Source organism: Candidatus Villigracilis sp. (assembly GCF_057083605.1).
The window spans coordinates 22,372-39,060 of the sequence record NZ_JBXMTI010000141.1 but is presented as its reverse complement, the minus strand read 5'-3'; the positions used below and the strand labels follow the sequence as shown (position 1 = coordinate 39,060).

General features: G+C 52.1%; 15 protein-coding genes. 4 read left to right on the top strand and 11 right to left on the bottom strand.

What is annotated here, in order from left to right; all coding sequences use genetic code 11:
• The 11 genes from AC14M5_RS21210 to AC14M5_RS21160 form a co-directional block, all read right to left on the bottom strand.
• On the bottom strand, positions 1–376 hold a 376-nt coding region (locus AC14M5_RS21210; protein ID WP_484031712.1), incomplete at its 3' end, for a DUF2867 domain-containing protein.
• A 47-nt stretch (positions 377–423) separates the two neighbouring features.
• Positions 424–2,982, bottom strand: coding sequence for a PEP/pyruvate-binding domain-containing protein (locus AC14M5_RS21205; RefSeq protein ID WP_484031711.1), 2,559 nt, complete (start codon positions 2,980–2,982; stop codon positions 424–426).
• Positions 2,983–3,022: 40 nt separating this feature from the next.
• Positions 3,023–3,484 (bottom strand): CopD family protein, encoded by a 462-nt coding sequence (locus AC14M5_RS21200; protein WP_484031710.1) that lies wholly within the window; start codon positions 3,482–3,484, stop codon positions 3,023–3,025.
• Between the two features lie 96 nt (positions 3,485–3,580).
• On the bottom strand, positions 3,581–4,765 hold the full coding sequence (locus AC14M5_RS21195) for an MFS transporter (protein ID WP_484031709.1): 1,185 nt from the start codon (positions 4,763–4,765) through the stop codon (positions 3,581–3,583).
• 60 nt (positions 4,766–4,825) lie between these two features.
• The gene (locus tag AC14M5_RS21190; RefSeq protein ID WP_484031708.1) at positions 4,826–5,989 is read right to left on the bottom strand and encodes a hypothetical protein; all 1,164 of its coding nucleotides are present in this window, start codon (positions 5,987–5,989) and stop codon (positions 4,826–4,828) included.
• 69 nt (positions 5,990–6,058) lie between these two features.
• Positions 6,059–6,289, bottom strand: coding sequence for a hypothetical protein (locus AC14M5_RS21185; protein ID WP_484031707.1), 231 nt, complete (start codon positions 6,287–6,289; stop codon positions 6,059–6,061).
• 3 nt (positions 6,290–6,292) lie between these two features.
• The gene (locus AC14M5_RS21180; protein WP_484031706.1) at positions 6,293–6,907 is read right to left on the bottom strand and encodes an amidohydrolase family protein; all 615 of its coding nucleotides are present in this window, start codon (positions 6,905–6,907) and stop codon (positions 6,293–6,295) included.
• Positions 6,908–6,936: 29 nt separating this feature from the next.
• Complete coding sequence (locus AC14M5_RS21175; protein ID WP_484031705.1) at positions 6,937–7,359, bottom strand: hypothetical protein; 423 nt, start codon at positions 7,357–7,359, stop codon at positions 6,937–6,939.
• Between the two features lie 17 nt (positions 7,360–7,376).
• A complete protein-coding gene (locus AC14M5_RS21170; protein WP_484031704.1) occupies positions 7,377–7,826 on the bottom strand; it encodes a hypothetical protein in 450 nt (149 codons plus the stop codon).
• A gap of 18 nt (positions 7,827–7,844) precedes the next feature.
• On the bottom strand, positions 7,845–8,282 hold the full coding sequence (locus tag AC14M5_RS21165; RefSeq protein ID WP_484031703.1) for a hypothetical protein: 438 nt from the start codon (positions 8,280–8,282) through the stop codon (positions 7,845–7,847).
• 86 nt (positions 8,283–8,368) lie between these two features.
• Positions 8,369–10,855 (bottom strand): winged helix-turn-helix domain-containing protein, encoded by a 2,487-nt coding sequence (locus AC14M5_RS21160; RefSeq protein WP_484031702.1) that lies wholly within the window; start codon positions 10,853–10,855, stop codon positions 8,369–8,371.
• Positions 10,856–11,132: 277 nt separating this feature from the next.
• Between AC14M5_RS21160 and AC14M5_RS21155 the strand changes: the two genes are divergently transcribed.
• From AC14M5_RS21155 to AC14M5_RS21140, 4 genes are all read left to right on the top strand, one after another.
• Positions 11,133–11,249: a helix-turn-helix transcriptional regulator gene (locus tag AC14M5_RS21155; protein WP_484031713.1), complete on the top strand. Its 117-nt coding sequence runs from the start codon at positions 11,133–11,135 to the stop codon at positions 11,247–11,249.
• Positions 11,250–11,967: 718 nt separating this feature from the next.
• Entirely contained in the window at positions 11,968–14,301 is a 2,334-nt protein-coding gene (hypF, locus tag AC14M5_RS21150; RefSeq protein WP_484031701.1) for a carbamoyltransferase HypF, read from the top strand.
• Between the two features lie 97 nt (positions 14,302–14,398).
• Positions 14,399–15,931 carry a GAF domain-containing protein gene (locus tag AC14M5_RS21145; protein ID WP_484031700.1) on the top strand — a complete coding sequence of 511 codons (1,533 nt, stop codon included), beginning with the start codon at positions 14,399–14,401 and terminating at the stop codon, positions 15,929–15,931.
• A gap of 3 nt (positions 15,932–15,934) precedes the next feature.
• Positions 15,935–16,588, top strand: coding sequence for a response regulator (locus AC14M5_RS21140; RefSeq protein WP_484031699.1), 654 nt, complete (start codon positions 15,935–15,937; stop codon positions 16,586–16,588).
• Positions 16,589–16,689 lie beyond the last annotated feature (101 nt).

Below are 16,689 nucleotides of genomic sequence, written 5' to 3'. Positions count from 1 at the left end.
AGATCTCCGACCCTTGCTCGATTTCCTTTTTCATGACCGATATTCTGTAATATAGATGCTTATCATCTGACCCCATCACGATTTCATTTTCATTTTTGTCTATCACCGGAACCGGTTCAGAATTCTCTTCTGAGTTTTCGGTTTTATTGTCAAACCTTCCCGTTGATAAGCCAAACGGTTTGACGATAAGATAGTATCTTACTCGCAGCGCAAAATTGATCCAACCAGGAAGGGTTAGTATTTTTTGTGTAATTTTATCAATGGAGTCATTCGTCTTCTTTTTAATCATATAGGAATCATAATAGTCAACAGATGCGATATTTTTCGTGATCAGTGTTCCTTCAGGCAATTCTCTGATTTTATAGATTCTGGTCATATGCTTTTCTCCTTTCCATAAATCGTTTTCTTTAGCTCGGTCTACATTCAGCCGAGGATTTCCACCATACCCTGGCCGCCATCGACACGAACGCGATCCCCGGTCTTGAGGCGCTGGGTGGCATTTCCACAGCCGACAACAGCCGGGATGCCGAGTTCGCGCGCCACGATTGCCGCGTGAGAGAGTGGGGCTCCAACATCGGTTATCACTGCCGCGGCGCGTGGAAAGACCAGGGTCCAGGCAATGTCCGTTTGCACGGCGACCAAAATCTCACCGGGCTGGAGTTGAGTGCCATCCTCTGGGCGACTCAGGCAACGGACGATTCCTTCCACCCGACCTGCTGAACCAGGCGAACCTGTGATCTGATTCGATTCATCGGTCGGATATTGGGCAGAGCGAGCATCAAATAGGTCCACTCGACGTTCCGGGTCCGCGGCCCATGAAAAAGGATCGAAAGATCCACGGATCAGAGTCGGATAAGGTGGCAGAGATTTGTATTCTTGGTACGCCTGCTTACGGTCCGGTAGGAAGCGGACTTCATCCTCACAGCCGGACAAAAGCCCAAGCACTTCGTCCAGCGTCAAAAAGAAGATATCGTCTCCCAGGCCGCACAGTTCACCTGCCCTAAGGGCAAACAACCGAAGCAACCAACGGTCGCGGACGTATTCTGAGCGAGCGCTTTCCCGCAGGCGAGCCTGCCGAGCACTTTCTGTGATGCGGCGGTGAAGGGTGCTTGCCTCGCGTGGATAGCGGGATGCCAGACGCTCCCAGGCCATCTGGAAGCTTTCACGTTGTCTTTGAAGGAGTTCGGCGACATCCGAGGATGAACGATGGCTGGCCAATGCCCTGTCGATCCACTTAGGATCTTCTGCAGGCCGAGGTACAGATAATTCAAATTCATGCGGACCGCGGTGACCGTACGCCCTCATATAAGCTTCACGCGACATTTCGCCGCAAGCTACTTTCTCCAGGCCCATCAAGGGCTCCAGGCTTGCCAATGATCCGGACTGGTTCCCCAGATTCGCGATGAGGAGATCAGCCTCTTCAGGTCCAACCAGTTTCTTTAGGTCTCTGCGTAATTGGAATGTATAGTTCGCAGATTGCGTCGTGATCCCCAGGACACACCAGACGCCCTGTTTGATATGTGGCCGAATCGAATTCTCGAATAGGGCGATCAGGGCTTGTTTGTCATTCTCTTTGCGAATACATTCAAGGCTTTGTTCGAACCATTCAGAGTTCGACGCCAAGTATGAACTCAACTTCCGTACACCGTCCATTTGTTTCCACTGCATTTGCAGGGCATGAAAAGTGCTGGAAAAGAATTGGCCCACAGATAGCGGAAAGACCGGGATTTCCATCGCGGAGGGCAGAGCAATGTGAATCGTGGGCTCCAACGTATCCAGCAAATCCTCATGGCTTTTGCCAACGGCTTTGTATAAGGATGCAAAGATGCTGATGTTGAGATACGGATAACCGCCAATGATCCCAATGTTGGGTTTGCCGGGTATAAACACCCAATCCTCCAGTGTAAACTGGAGCACCGACCAGGTGAGCGGCGTCATGACATCAGTAATGGCCTCACCGAAGTTAACGTTCGACCAGAGATACTCGCTGCGGTGAGTATCATTCCACGAAAAATGATCTTCTACTAATTCTGGAAGCGCGGTGATCGGCCTGGCTTGCAGGATCGAGAACTTCCCATCGGAGCGTGCCCACTCGATATCCATCGGCTGGCGATAAAGCTGCTCGATCCGGACCCCCAGCCGGGTCAGTTCCGAAGCGTCGGCATCCGCAAGCACTGGAAGCGTCCGCTTCGCTTCGGGGACCGGCTGCTCTGCCGTCCCGCCCTCCACGCGGACTGTCATCACTTGCTTGTCCGCGGTTTTGTGTTCCAGTACCCGGCCGCTTTCTTTATCTATCAGCAGCGAATCGGCGGTCACGCGGCCGCCCACAATTGCCTCGCCTAATCCCCAGGCGGCGCTGATGACCGCCTGGTTCCGGTTTCCGGTGACTGGGTCCGCGGTGAACAGCACGCCCGCGGCTTCCGCCGGAACCATGAGCTGAACAACTACCGCCATTGTGACCTGGTTCGCAGGGATGCCTTGCCGGGAACGATAGCTAATAGCGCGAGCGGTCCACAGACTCGCCCAACATTTTTTGACTGCCGCCAGCACCGCCTCAGATCCGCTCATGTTCAAGTATGTCTCCTGCTGTCCGGCATACGATGCCTCCGGAAGATCTTCGGCTGTCGCGGAGGATCGCAAGGCAACGGCCGGACGAGTACCGGGAAGAGCTTGATAAGCGTGAAGAATCTGGTGTGTGACGATCGCTGGGATACGCGCTTCACAGAACTTTTTCTGAATCTCACCCGCGACGACTTCAATGTTGGAAGGTGTTGCCAGATCAACTCGATCTGGAGTCAATTGGATCGCGTCTTGCAGTTCGTTTGCAATGATAAAAAACTGATATGCTGCGGTGGTGATAATGAAACCGTCAGGAACGGGCAGACCCGCCTGAGCCAGCCTGGCAAGTGAAGCTCCCTTGCCGCCCAGCGTGTTCAGGTCACTTCGTGAATCGTTCAATGGGACAATGTAAGTTGGAGTCATTGCTTTGCAACCTTGGTACGTACTCGAAGATCAAAGAGAATTATTCCACCTGTGCCAATGCTGTGAGAAGCAGGACCATAACACCGATGATTGCCATCAGGTTGACATACAAGCGAAAACGATCAACTGCTTTGGACGATCCGCTATTGGAATTCAGCATCGGTCCCACACGCAAGACAGCATTGAACCAGAATCCTATGGCAAGCATACCCAGTACTAAGATGTGCTTTACCAGCATCAGGACTCCCCAGGCGTTGCTGAAATTGGCGAATCCCAGGTAGTTGGGGTCAATAAACGTAAGATACATCCCGGTGACCACGAAGATCAGCAGCGACAGATACAACCATATTCTGCTACGCTTTGAGATCTCGCTGAGGATCGATACATTCTTGGTCGTGAGTGCGGGAAGATAGATAACAGAGAGCAGGAGGAAGTGCCCTATCAAAATGACAGTTCCCAGCGCATGCAGCCAGACAGATAAGCCGCTTAAGATTTGTGACATGGTTATTTTCCTTTCGATATTGATTCTTGCGTCAGAACTTTTTTGTATATCCAGGTATTCATTGCTGACATATGGCTCGTTTTCATGTTTTTCTCCTCACCTTCCAACCGCGGCATTTGAAAAACGATGGGCAGCCTTGATGCTTTTCGGGAGGCGCAGTACCAGCCCGGAGGCAACTGTGAGCAAGGCTACCAGGGCAGTGGCAATCAGGAACACAATCTGCGGAGTTACAAAGGACGTAAACAGCGCAACCAACGCCGGGCCTAGAAGATTTCCGAGGGAACCGGCTGTGCCCTTGAGTGCAATCATGCTCGCAGTGTGTTCGGGCGGGGTGATGTCGAGGATAAGGGCGCTCAGCGCCGGGTCATAGAGTGCGTTGCCCAGCCCAGAGAGGATGAAGCTCATCACGATCCAGGTCACATCGCGGAAGATGACCAGGCCAACAAACTGGGTTGAGAAAAGCGTAAGCCCCAGCACAAGAACAGGTTTACGCCCCAGGCGGTCGCTTAGCCGGCCAAGGGTAAATTCTCCCAACATAAAGGCCACACCATACGTACTCATAACCAGCCCCAGCTGGGACGATGTCCAACGCAGATCATCGTAAGCGTAGAACATGAATTGAGGCTCGATGAACGCCCAAGCGAACATCACACCGAAGGTGATGAGCATGAGCAGAACAAACGTCGACCAGGTGGGCAATGCTTGCACCTCATGCAACCGGGTCGTTTGCGGCGGAGTGTGATGCGGCGCAGGTGTGTGCGTCTCAGGGATCAGGAATACTGCCAGGAGCAGCGCGCCAGCGGCCATCGTAATCGAGGTGGCAAATGGCACGACATAACCGAAACGGTCATACAGCAATCCACCCAGTAACGGACCGACAATCCATCCGGCTGCAGCGCCCCCGTTGACAATGCCAATCCATTGTGCGCGCCGATTCTCAGGAGCCAGATCGCCGACGATGCTCATCATTGCCGGGAGCAAACCGGCAGTAAAAACTCCTGCCAGGCCGCGCAGCAAAATTAGCAACCAGGCGGAGGAGGCGAACAGATACCCGCTGAATGCCAGGGTATGAGCCGCCAGCGAGAGCAGGATGATGGGACGGCGTCCGAACCGGTCGGCTAGCATCCCTACGAAGGGCGCGGCGACGGTACTGGTGAGGGCATAGGCCATTGCGCTCACTCCAAGGGCTTGCACGCCAGCCCCAAAACTTTCGAAGCGGCGGGCAAACAGCGGCAGAAGCAGCACAAAGCCAGTCATTTGCAGTGCCAGACAAAACGCCATCGCGGCCAGGATGCCAGGCGATTGCCGGGAGATCTGTGTACTCATCATGATTTCTCCCTTTCATGAAGTCGAAGAAGTCGATGCGCCACGACCACACACATTGCATGGGCCACGTCGCCGGTAATAGTAGCCCAATGTCGCCGCCGCCAGCACTACACCCCAAACTGGGAACAACAAGGTGGGGCCGAGCTGGAAGACGATTACCCCCGTGATTTCCATATCCTCTGCCCCACTGGTTGCCAACGCAGCGACCATCTGGGCTAGGCCGGACCCAATCGCGAGGCCACCCACGATCAGCAATACCGATACGAGCAAGGCCGGGACCACCGCCAGCGCGATGGGGACCCGGCGCCCGGCCAGTCCGATCATCCAGCGCGGGAATACCTCACCCCAGCGCTGCACCAATCCGAGCATGAGGACCGCTCCCACCAGGCCGAAGGTCGCCAGGAAGACTCCCGAGAGCCACGCTCCACTCTCTTGACCGCGGCGAAATTGCTCCTCGCCCACTCCCAGCGGGAATCCCAACGCCCAGGCGTAACGGGTGAGAGCGTAGAAGACTGGCGCCACCATCGCCACACACACAGCAATCCGGCCCCAGCGCGCGGCTTGGTTCGGGCTCGTCCACCCTTCCAATCCATCTCGGCGGCCACAATACAGGCAGGCGTCCCCACTCTGGCGGGCGTAACAGATGGTAGCTGCCAACCAGAGGAACCCGCCGATCAGACACAGTAATTGGTGGATCGTCGCCCATTGAGTCCAAGCCTCCAGGAGGGTCCGGCCGATCTCGGCGCCAGTGAAGAGGCTGAGGACGGTATAGGGGATATAACCGAGCAGGACCAGCAGGTTGAGGGCAGTCATGAGCAGCAGGAGTACCCCGGTGAGCAGTGCCCCAGCAGTTATAAAGAGAAGTCGCAGCGCCCTGCTTCTCACACCATGCAGCATCGCCGTTCCCATCGCCGCCGCAGGAATCCCTGCCATCATCACGACGATCCAGGCCACGCCCGGTTCGAACCGTCCAAGCAGCGGACCCATAATATCGGGCACGGTTTCGGGGGTGTAAGGGAACCCGCGCCCGCTCACCAACCAGTAGCCCCCCAGTGCGGCGTAGAGCAGTGACCATACAACCGCCGCGTATGGCGCCCAGCGCTGCCAGTCGCGAATCCCTCCACCACGGGCGGGTACGACATTGGCCTTCCCACCAATCTGTATAAGGATTTTATTCATGATCACTCCTTCATTCATTATCGTTTGTGCCGCAGTTTATAGATTATCTAGAGATAGATTTAAGTCCGGTTATCCTAGCTTCAAGAGCGCCTGCATATTCTTGCCCAAAATCATCTCTTTCTCTTCTTTTCTTATGGGCAGTGCTTTGACGCGCTCGATGTTTAACCCCAGGCTATTTCTTCCGTAGGGGGTATCTGGGCCAAGTATGATCTTGTGCGCCCCAAAGTGTTTTATCGCCAGGTTAACCCTTTGTGTCGAAACCAGGTATGTGTTCGAAATCTCAAAATATACATTCTCCATCTTCTATCCCGACCGGATATATAACTCGAGGCCGAAGAGATGCCCGATGATCAATTTTGTTTCGGGATGACACCCGATAAAATCGATCAACGCCTTGACCTCTCCATATGAGCCGACATGGATAAAAATGGGCAGCTCCTTTTGCGCAGCAAATCTCGCTACCTGTTCAAATCCTTCCGAACGTACCGTAAACCTGTCCCAGCACTGGTGAAGTTTGATGCCCTTGAACCTCCACTCCGAAAGCAGCGTTTCGATTTCTTGTATGATGAAGGGTTTCCGAAGCAACACCCAGAGAAATTGAACGATGCGTTCTGGGTTGGCCTGTGCCAGGGAATGGACATACTCGTTCCCTTCCGGGATATGCTCAGCGGTTTTGGACAATGAAATGACAAGTTTGGTCAGTTGATTGGTGATCGATACAACATCGTAATTGGGAAGGAACTGGACAAGCTCTGGCAGAGAATAATTCCTTGTGCTGTTTGGCTCACCCGGGACTAAAACGACCTTATCAACGGCATTCTCATCCAGGATTTTCACGAGATTCCCGGGGGTCAAAAAATTGCCGCAAGCATGAGCATGACCATCAATGACCATAAGAAGCTCCTTCTCGAATTTCATAGCGACTATCCATATCACTTCCTTCGAATTTACATCCCTCTCCAATTCAAAATGGTCCCTGCCGCATACGTGATTCCAGCCGCCAAAAACACCAGGGTCGAAATTAGCTCCTGGATCAGGATTTCTCCCTCTAGAACCCCCAGGATGATTAACATGTCCAGGATGATAAATAGCCCGCGCAACAGGTAAAGGCTGCTGATCCCGACCAGCCCCAGTCGTAACAGAGGCAAGCGTCGAATACTTCCGGCTCCTGATAAAGCATATAAGCCAAAAAAGAGGAAGATGAGCGCGGCTGCCTCTCCGACAAGAAAAAGCTGCAGGCGGTTCTCCAGGAGTGATGTGGGAGCCTGAAAATAGGCAGCGGCAGCCGGGGAAACGGAAATGATGGCTTGACAGATCGCCATAAAAAAACTCAACCCGGCGGCAACTTTGAGCCATAATCTTTTTTCCATGTTTTTCTCCTTTGATTTCAACGCACTGGTTGAGGATTCACAGACTGGCGTTGAGCTTCGCTCGGGACCTTCTTCCACTCTCGGATCGCAGGGATGAGATGCAAAAGCCCAAAGGCAAGGCAAAGCCCGCTCCACAGCGGCGTGCCGGGCGCGGTCGGTCCATAGAAAACAACTTGGTTGATCGCCCGCAAGAACCAAAACAACGAGATGGCAATCGCCATGATATGACCCAGGCGGGTCGTTAGCAGATCACGCCACTGAAAGAGAGCCAGGTAAGCAAAAATCAACAGGGTGAATGCCACATGGATGTTCAACGTGGATACAGTCGCCACGATGTCTGGGGAGAGGGATGCCAGTGCCTCGCCGATCGGTTTCACCATCGCAAGATGGAATAGCACGAACAGCAGGTTGATCACCCCGCCAATTCTCAAGAGGATTTTGTCCACAGGACTGCTTCGCTTGTTCATGATTTCTCCTTTCCTCGATCAATCAAAATCGATGGTTGCTTCATCTTCCCAGTCAGCGTAGGGCTGGAGTTGAACGCTGCGAGGCTGGAACTCAACCAGTGAACTCCAACGACTATGAGGGTTGTTGAGCAAATGCAAGCCCTCCATCCCTTCCACATGCGTAAGAACCCGGGCCATGCCGTGCGCCTGCCAGAGTGACGCGGTCACACAGACTTCAGGATTTGCGATCAGATTTTCAAGGATGTCCAGAGTCTTCGGAACCAGCAAGTAGACTCGCATTTGGTCCGGATGAATTCGTAAGAACTGGCACGGAAACCGGCCGGCTTGGATGCCAAGCGGACCGCAGGTGGATAGGGTAGCTGCATCGGTCGGGCTCAATGTATCAGCAATTCTTTTCTGCAAGTGCTCCAGCATATACACCTCGAAAACAAAATATGGGTTGACTACTATGTTCATATCATAGCAATCAACCCATAAGAGATCATCTAACTGAGGTTATAGATGAGAGTTATATTTTTTGCGAGGGTGGCGAACCCGTTTGCTTAAACCAGACCCAGCTTCCTCGCCTGGCTAAGCGCCTCGGCGCGATGTCGTGCCCCCAGTTTGTTAAAAATGTGGTTCAGATGGCTTTTGACCGTCCCAACGGTGATGAACAGTCGGTCAGCGATTTCCTGATTAGTGGCACCCTCGGCTACGAGCTGCAGCAACTCCATCTCGCGCCCGGTGAGCAGTTCAGGCGAAGCTTCCATAGCTTCGTCCCGAAAATCAATCCGCGGTGGCAGATCCAGAAAGGGTTGTACCCATCCGACAGGGTCAGCCAGGCAATGCGCCGCCTCCATTGAATGGCGCGCTTCGGATGCCTGACCGAGCGCCTCTAGCAGGCCAGCCTGCAAAATAAGAATTTCAACAAGGCTGGACAGCCTTCCGCCGGCATCCGCCTCGCGGCTCAGGTATTGAATCATTTCCAGGCAATCGCGCAATTGGTTGGGATCGCGTCCGCCCTGTTCAGCGGCCTTCAGGTAAATCTGTACGGCGACCAAGGTTCTCCTCTCACTGAAGCGTGTAACGGGGGCCGGGCATCCCTGGCTTACTACAGTTTCCGCCCAGGAAAGGGCCTCTTCGACCTTGCCTAGCACCAATTGGATGAGTTTCAGCTGGGCTTCAATCCAAGGTCCGGTTGCCTGAATGCCTTTCAGAGGAAGCTGGTTGGCTTTCTCTACCCAGTCAAGTGCTGCTGAGGCTTCACCCCGGTTCAGGCAAAGCTGCGCCATATTTAGGTAAACATCGAAGAGAATAGCACTTTGCCCAAACAACTCTGCGATCTGCACGGCCTTTTCCAGTCGTTCGCTCGCCTGATCAAGCTGGCCTTGCCAGCGGTGCCAATCACCCAGCCAGGCTTCCGCATAGCAAACAGCCGGAAGTGCCAACCGTCCGTTAGAATCGTAACCCACTTGGAGCGCCTGGGTATAGTATGCTCGGGACTCATCCATCCGACCCTGGAGCAGACTAAGCTGTCCTAGAAGGACCAGGGATATCAATTTGACATAGAGATTTCCCGAAGCTTGTCCAAAGACAACAGCCTGAGAAAGAATCCTATGGCCTTTCTCCACCTCGTACTGGTCTTTGTATATCTGACCCAGGTTTAAAACCAGGACACTCCGTAACATCTGCATATCTCCTGGCAACTCACTTAAAACTTGTTCGGAAAGTCGTACGGATGTCGTCCAGTCCAAACGAGCGCGGGCCAGCATGGCACGCAGGCCATCAATATGGATTTGCACCGTACGAGAAGTAAAAGGATGTCCCAGAATATCCACTTTCCATTCCAGCAGCAATCCTCGCAGGCCCGTTTCGGCCATTTGCAGATAAGGCTCCACCTGTTCAAGCTTGCCGAGCAGCATTTGGTTCCAGGCGCATGCCATTGCCAGATACGGGTTGGAATGATAGATTGCGGACGGAATCCGCGCCAGCCAATCATGTACCATTCCCAGCTCACTGCGGGCCATCATGCTGATAGCAGACTGCTCAACCAGATGGACGAACCAATCCAGGTCATCGCATTTGAGCGAATGGCGGATGGCGACGACTTGGCTGTATGAGTCAGCGACACCCTGCTGCCAGTACCACTGGCTGGCTTTGAGGTGCAAGGCTGGGATAAGCTCAGGTTGCATGTGTTTCAAGGTCTGACGCAAATACTCCGCGAACAGAGGATGATAGCGATAACGCTTCCCGAACGGATCCAGCGGGATCACGAACAGGTTATTGATGTCCAACCAGCTCAAGACAGCCCCAGCATCTGTAGCGCCGACCTTGACATACTCTTCTTGATCTATCCAAACTGAGCCGCACAACTCGGCATTCAACTCTTCCAAAATCGACGTCTGCAATAGAAAAGAACGGATGTAAGCAGGTAGTTTCTGAAATACCTCTTCAGCCAGGTAAGAAGATACCTGCTGCAATCCCCCTTCTGACTTTAGCAGTGAATGGGCCCAATCGGGCCAATTGCGTAAAGAGAGACCAATTAACTGCAGCCCGGCTGCCCATCCCTCGGTACGTTTTGCCAGGAGCTGCACCTCATCGGCCGAGAGGGGGAGCTGGAGGGTGTGGGCTACAAAGCCATCCACTTCTTCTGCCGAAAAGCACAGGTCTGCCATCCGCAGCTCAACAAGTTCACCCCGAGCGCGCAGGCGGGCCAAGGGAAGCGGCGGGTCAGACCGGCTGCCAATCGCCAGTTTCAGGGAAGGCGGAGCCCGGTTGAGCAAATGAGCAACTGCATGGTGAATGGCAGGGTGAGATATGACATGGTAGTCGTCCAGGAACATCACACAGGTGCAACAAAGACCTGTCAGCACGTTGACCAATTGGTCGAGAACCGCCTCGGGGCGCTTTGCCCCAGACAGAACCAGCAACTCGAGATCGTGGAATGCCTGCTTCTCAACCGCTGGGGATAAGGCAGATCCAAGAGCCTCTTTCAAAGCGCGTGAAACGGCGGTAAGAAAGCTTCCCAAGTCATTATCGGCTTCATCCAATCCAATCCAACCCACCACATCCCCCCTTTTTAAGAGCACCTCTCGCCAACACGCCAGCAGGGTAGTCTTCCCATATCCCGCAGGAGAAGAGATGAGCGCTAGGCGCGTGTGCGGCAACAGTGTCAATGACTCCAACAACCGGTGGCGATGGACAACGTTCGCCCGAAGGTAAGGCGGTGAGAATTTGGTGTTTGGATAAATACCGGCAGGCTCTGACATAATCCGAAAGAGGGGTTGGGTCGGCTACCATGCTCCTGGTTGATCAACTAAATTATACCTGTCCATGGCGACAGTCAAAACCCACGTTCATAATATCTTTGGCAAACTTGGCGTGCGTGACCGCCCACAGGCAATTGCCCAAGCCAGGAATATGGAGCCGCTTGATAGCGCATAAAAATCGCTATATTTCCAATACGATTTGCCCAGCGGGGTATATCATGTATACGGATATAAATTCAGGCCCATTGGGTTTATGCCCACCAGATAGAGAACAATACAGCAGAAATGGCAATACCACATAAGTTACTCATTTGACCAATGATCGTTGCCCGTTTTAGCCCAATCTGCTATTCTTTGCTGGAAAAATGCCGCAAAAAGCCATTTCCTAGAGCGATGAGGATCAACCGTAGTAAGTTGTGCAGTACTGCCAGAAATGAGCGAACACCCCTACATATAGGGGTGTTTTCATTTAATTGTTCCGATTCACAGTTTCCCAGTCCGCTCAGATCTGTATTGCCACATCGAGGCAGATCAGAGCATGGATCCGGGCAGGCAAACTCAAAGCGGTCGATTTACCAGGGTTGGGAATAATTATCGAAGCCGGAGAGCTTTTTCAATTTCTGTACGAAAAGGGCCCTTGAACTATCAGTGCATAAAACTGCCAAGGACTTGATAAAAATCCTGTGTTGTTTATTGTCCCTATGAATCCCCGCCTATGCAGCTAGCACAGGGACTCTCTGATACCCTGCGCTTGCGCAACCGGGATGTTTCAGCATAATTGGACTTTTTGGGGAATTTTTCAAACAATTGTCTGGTACTAACAGGAAGATTGTCACTGTGGAAATAAACCAAAATTGTGAATACTGGAATGAGCAGTATAGAAGAACGCTGATATGCAAAACCTTCGAGTTCACATCACCGGTATTGTTCAAGGCGTTGGTTTTCGGCCTTTCGTCTATAACCTTGCCACGCGATTTGACCTCAAAGGCTGGGTGAGAAATACCTCGGCAGGTGTTGATATCGAAGTGGATGGCGAACAGGATATTCTGGATGCCTTCGTCAAAGCCTTAGAGGATGAGGCGCCGCCGCTTTCGCGTATTGACGGATTGACCGCCTCTTTCGGACCTGGCAACGGATTCCGTTCATTTGACATCCTGCACTCTGAAGCCATCGCATCCGCATTCCAACCTATCTCGCCAGATGTCGCCATCTGCGACGATTGCCTGCACGAACTCTTTGATCTATCGGATCGTCGTTATCTTTATCCCTTCATTAACTGCACCAATTGCGGACCACGTTTCACTATTATTCAAGGCATTCCCTATGATCGCCCCAAAACAACCATGGCCCCTTTCCCCATGTGCCCAGACTGTGAGCGCGAATACATCGATCCCTCTAATCGACGTTTTCATGCGCAACCAGTGGCATGTCCCGTGTGTGGACCGAAGGTTTGGTTGGAATTCACAAACGCCGCTTCACAACTCGCAGACAATGATGCAATCATCCGAACGCGGACTATGCTGGCAGATGGCAAGATCGTTGCCATTAAAGGATTGGGTGGGTTTCATTTAGCCTGTGATGCTACCAATGCAGAAGCTGTGTCTGAACTCCGCCAACGCAAACTGCGCGTGGACAAGCCCTTCGCCTTGATGATGCCCGACCTTGCGACGATTGAAAGTCATTGTTATGTGAGCGAAACAGAAAGCAAGTTATTAAGATCGACCGCAAGACCGGTTGTTTTATTAGAACGAAGGAATAGCTCCAGCATTGTAAAAGAAGGCGCGCCTGGGCAGGACATCATTGGCGTGATGTTACCTTATACACCTCTGCATTATCTCTTGCTTGAAAAGCATGAAGGTTTTCCTGAGGCTCTGGTGATGACCAGCGGCAACCTAAGCGAAGAGCCAATTGCCACAGATAATAACGAAGCTCGTGGACGATTGGCTTCACTGGCAGACGCCTTCCTGATGCATAACCGCGATATTCACATCCGCTGTGATGATTCAGTGGTGCGAGTCTTTGAGGAAGAGATCTATCCGATCCGTCGCTCGCGTGGTTATGCTCCTTTCCCGGTGAAATTGCCTTGGGATGTGCCGCATCTTCTTGCAACAGGTTCTGAGCTTAAAAATACCTTCTGCATTACGAATAAGAATTACGCTTTTCTCAGCCATCATATTGGGGATATGGAAAACTATGAGACATTACAATCATTCGAGCAGGGCGTTGAACACTTCGAGCAACTGTTTAGGGTGAAGCCTGAAGCTATCGCCTATGATCTCCATCCGAACTATCTAGCTACAAAATATGCACTACAACGCGCACAATACGAAAACGTACCTGTTATTGGCGTCCAACATCATCACGCGCATATCACTGCTTGCATGGCTGAACACGGTTTGGATGGATCGAGTCCCGTCATTGGCCTCGCTTTCGATGGCACAGGTTATGGCGAAGATGGCGCCATCTGGGGTGGAGAGTTTTTAGTTGCAGATTATCAATCGTATCAGCGGCCATTTCACCTGACGTATTTTCCTTTGCCGGGCGGCGATGCAGCCATCAAACGGCCTACACGCACCGCGCTGGCTTTGCTTTGGTCATTGGGGCTTGAATGGGATGAACATCTCGCGCCTGTAATTGAATTTTCTACACAGGATCAGAATCTTCTGCGTGCTCAATTGGAGAAGAAAATCAATTCGCCTATGACTTCCAGCATGGGCCGCTTATTCGATGCGGCGGCTGCACTGGCGGGCGTTCGGCAAAAGGTTAATTATGAGGGACAGGCAGCGATTGAGTTCGAGGCATTGGCAGATCAAGCTGAAGAGGAGAGCTACTCATTTACGCTGGAGCAGGCTCTAGCAAGTTCTGAGCGAAGCCGAAGGATCGGAGTCAGAAGCGTTTTTGAGTCTTTGGTCAAAGATGTGCTTGCAAACGTTCCCATCTCAAGCATCTCTGCAAAATTCCATCATGGTTTGGCAAATGTGATCCGTGTGGCTGTCAATCAAATCAGCAGGGACACAGGAATTCGAGCTGTTGCACTCTCAGGTGGAGTTTGGCAGAACATCACTCTACTTGGACGAACTTTGTCACTTTTACGCGCCGATGGCTATCAAGTATACATACATCATCAAGTGCCAACAAATGACGGAGGCCTTTCACTGGGTCAGGCCCTGATTGCAGCAAGCAGGCTGCGAGGAGGTTCCGATGTGTTTAAAAGTGCCAATGGTTGAAGCGGGGACTCAAAAGAATAGATGCTGGCAACTACCATATGATCTGTTTGGTTTTCCAAACAGAGTTCGATCCATAATGACTTAACGCATTTATCTTATGCATTCATCTCTGCCCAAAAGGCTGATCTATTCTCGAACCATTTTGTTACAGGCATTGCGCCTGACATTATGGGTTGTGCCGATCATCATGGCCATGACCGGTATTGCTTTTACACTTTTTGAGAATGCGCGCCATAGTGGGGAACCCGGTTGGCCATGGCCCACTGTGTTCGGCTTACTGGTTTTAGGGTTGATCGGGCCGGCGTTATCCTGGGTCAGTTTGTTTTGGGCAATTCGAACCGCTGAGGCATATCTGACGTCGGAGGCCCAACTGGCAGACAGGAACGCGGAACTGGCCGCGTTGAACGCGTTAGGCCTGGCAGCCAGCAGTTCCCTTGATATGGAAAAGACACTGGCTGCCGCACTTGAGCAGACAATGCATACCTTGGACGCTACCGCCGCTATGCTCTTTTTGCAGGAAGATAAATATCATGGCCTCCGTCTCGAGGCACATCGTGGTATCTCGGTTGATATGGCACATAAAGAGTCACATCTGGCTCCCGGTCATTGTCTGTGCGGTCAAGCTGTCAAGAACCGCCAGGTATTGCTGGCGCATGATGTCAGTGAGGATAAGCGCTGTATATCCAACTTGTGTATTTGCGAAGGGTTCCGATCAGTTGCATGTGCACCCTTGGAAGTGAAGGGACAATTGGTTGGCTTATTGCAACTTGCCAGCCCAAACGTGGGACACTTTACCGAAAGCCAAAAGGATTTTCTGGCCGCCATCGCCAGACAGGTCGGTGTTTCCATTGAGAATGCCCGTCTTTATGATGAAGTTCGTGTCTTCAATGTTGAGCTGGAAAAGAAAGTTAACCAGCGGACGCGTGAACTGGAGGCAGCCCGTTGGTCGTTGGCGGAGAAAGCCCGGCAGTTGCAGCGCTTGTTAAGCGAATCGTATCGCGTACAGGAAGACATACAAGCACGTATTGCTCATGACATGCATGATGGGGTGACACAAGTCATCATCGGGGCGCTTTATGAAACCCAAGCCGCTCGCCAGTCCCTACTGGATGACCCCGAACGGGCCGCTGGAAACCTGGAACGCGCACAGGAATTGCTGACAGAGGTTGAGACCGAGATTCGGCGTGTGATCTATGATATGCATCCACCGGTATTAGATCAGATGGGGTTGGTTGTAGCACTAAAACGCTTCGCTGCAACTTACCAAACCAGCTTTGGCATTGAATGTCAGATGCAAATTGCCGGCAAGGCGCAAAGATTACAAAAGGAAACAGAGATCACGATCTATCGAATTATTCAGGCCGCATTACACAATGTCGCGACTCATGCACATGCGAAACATGCAAAAGTTCATTTCGATTTTGGAACAGCCGCATTTCAGATCGTCATTGAAGATGATGGTATCGGTTTTGATCCTGAGGCTGTGATACGCCTGCCCGGCGAACATCTAGGATTAATTGGTATGAAAGAAAGAGCCGAAGGTTTAAGAGCGGACCTGACAGTTGATTCCGCACCAGATAAAGGTGCGCGCATTATTTTGCGCGTACCCGCGCCAGTGTATGTGGATTGATCGATGACTCAAGACTGGCAACCCATCCGTATCTTAATTGTAGACGACCATCCTGTTGTCCGTCAGGGATTACGCAGCTTGTTGGCGGGTCATTCCGATCTTGCGATCATCGGTGAAGCTGAAGACGGCGCTGAAGTATTACCCTTCCTATCCAAACACCCGATTGATGTTATTCTGCTGGATATCCAAATGAAAAGCCAAAATGGAATCGAGGTTGCCCGCCGCGTACGCGCCTCTTATCCGGGCATCAAAATTATCATGTTAACAACCTATGATGATGAAAGCCTGTTGCGCGAAGCCATGGAAGCTGGCGTGCACGGCTATTTACTCAAAAGTGTTTCGCATGAGACCTTGCCTGACTCCATTCGAGCCGTGATGCAGGGCCAGAAGTTATTAAGCCCAAAGCTGGTCAGCAGCGTGGTGGACCAATACCAAAAACTGGCACAGTCCCAGGCTCAGAAGGATGCGGGATTAACGCCTGATGAACTGCGGGTGCTTTCGGCTATTGCTGAAGGAGCCAGCAATAAGGAATTGGCTGAAAAATTCTTTTGGAGCGAGGCAACTGTCAAGCGACGTGTGCAGGAGATCGTGGAAAAAATGGGAGTGTCAAATCGCACCCAGGCCATCGCCGAGGCTCTCCGCAAAGGATGGATCTAAAAACAGGTTGACCCATTTGGCTCACAACCTGACCCAAATGGAAATTGTCAGGCATTCAGTCTCTCACTAAACTAAGATGAAACAGTTGTTAGCTGTTTCAT

What these genes read in the sequence shown, in the direction of transcription:
- AC14M5_RS21180 (WP_484031706.1), bottom strand. Translation starts at nt 6,907, where the DNA reads ATGAAATTCGAGAAGGAGCTTCTTATGGTCATTGATGGTCATGCTCAT.
- AC14M5_RS21170 (WP_484031704.1), bottom strand. Translation starts at nt 7,826, where the DNA reads ATGAACAAGCGAAGCAGTCCTGTGGACAAAATCCTCTTGAGAATTGGC.
- AC14M5_RS21200 (WP_484031710.1), bottom strand. Translation starts at nt 3,484, where the DNA reads ATGTCACAAATCTTAAGCGGCTTATCTGTCTGGCTGCATGCGCTGGGA.
- AC14M5_RS21145 (WP_484031700.1), top strand. Translation starts at nt 14,399, where the DNA reads ATGCATTCATCTCTGCCCAAAAGGCTGATCTATTCTCGAACCATTTTG.
- AC14M5_RS21175 (WP_484031705.1), bottom strand. Translation starts at nt 7,359, where the DNA reads ATGGAAAAAAGATTATGGCTCAAAGTTGCCGCCGGGTTGAGTTTTTTT.
- AC14M5_RS21165 (WP_484031703.1), bottom strand. Translation starts at nt 8,282, where the DNA reads ATGAACATAGTAGTCAACCCATATTTTGTTTTCGAGGTGTATATGCTG.
- AC14M5_RS21185 (WP_484031707.1), bottom strand. Translation starts at nt 6,289, where the DNA reads ATGGAGAATGTATATTTTGAGATTTCGAACACATACCTGGTTTCGACA.
- AC14M5_RS21195 (WP_484031709.1), bottom strand. Translation starts at nt 4,765, where the DNA reads ATGGCGTTTTGTCTGGCACTGCAAATGACTGGCTTTGTGCTGCTTCTG.
- AC14M5_RS21190 (WP_484031708.1), bottom strand. Translation starts at nt 5,989, where the DNA reads ATGAATAAAATCCTTATACAGATTGGTGGGAAGGCCAATGTCGTACCC.
- AC14M5_RS21205 (WP_484031711.1), bottom strand. Translation starts at nt 2,982, where the DNA reads ATGACTCCAACTTACATTGTCCCATTGAACGATTCACGAAGTGACCTG.
- hypF (WP_484031701.1), top strand. Translation starts at nt 11,968, where the DNA reads ATGCAAAACCTTCGAGTTCACATCACCGGTATTGTTCAAGGCGTTGGT.
- AC14M5_RS21140 (WP_484031699.1), top strand. Translation starts at nt 15,935, where the DNA reads ATGACTCAAGACTGGCAACCCATCCGTATCTTAATTGTAGACGACCAT.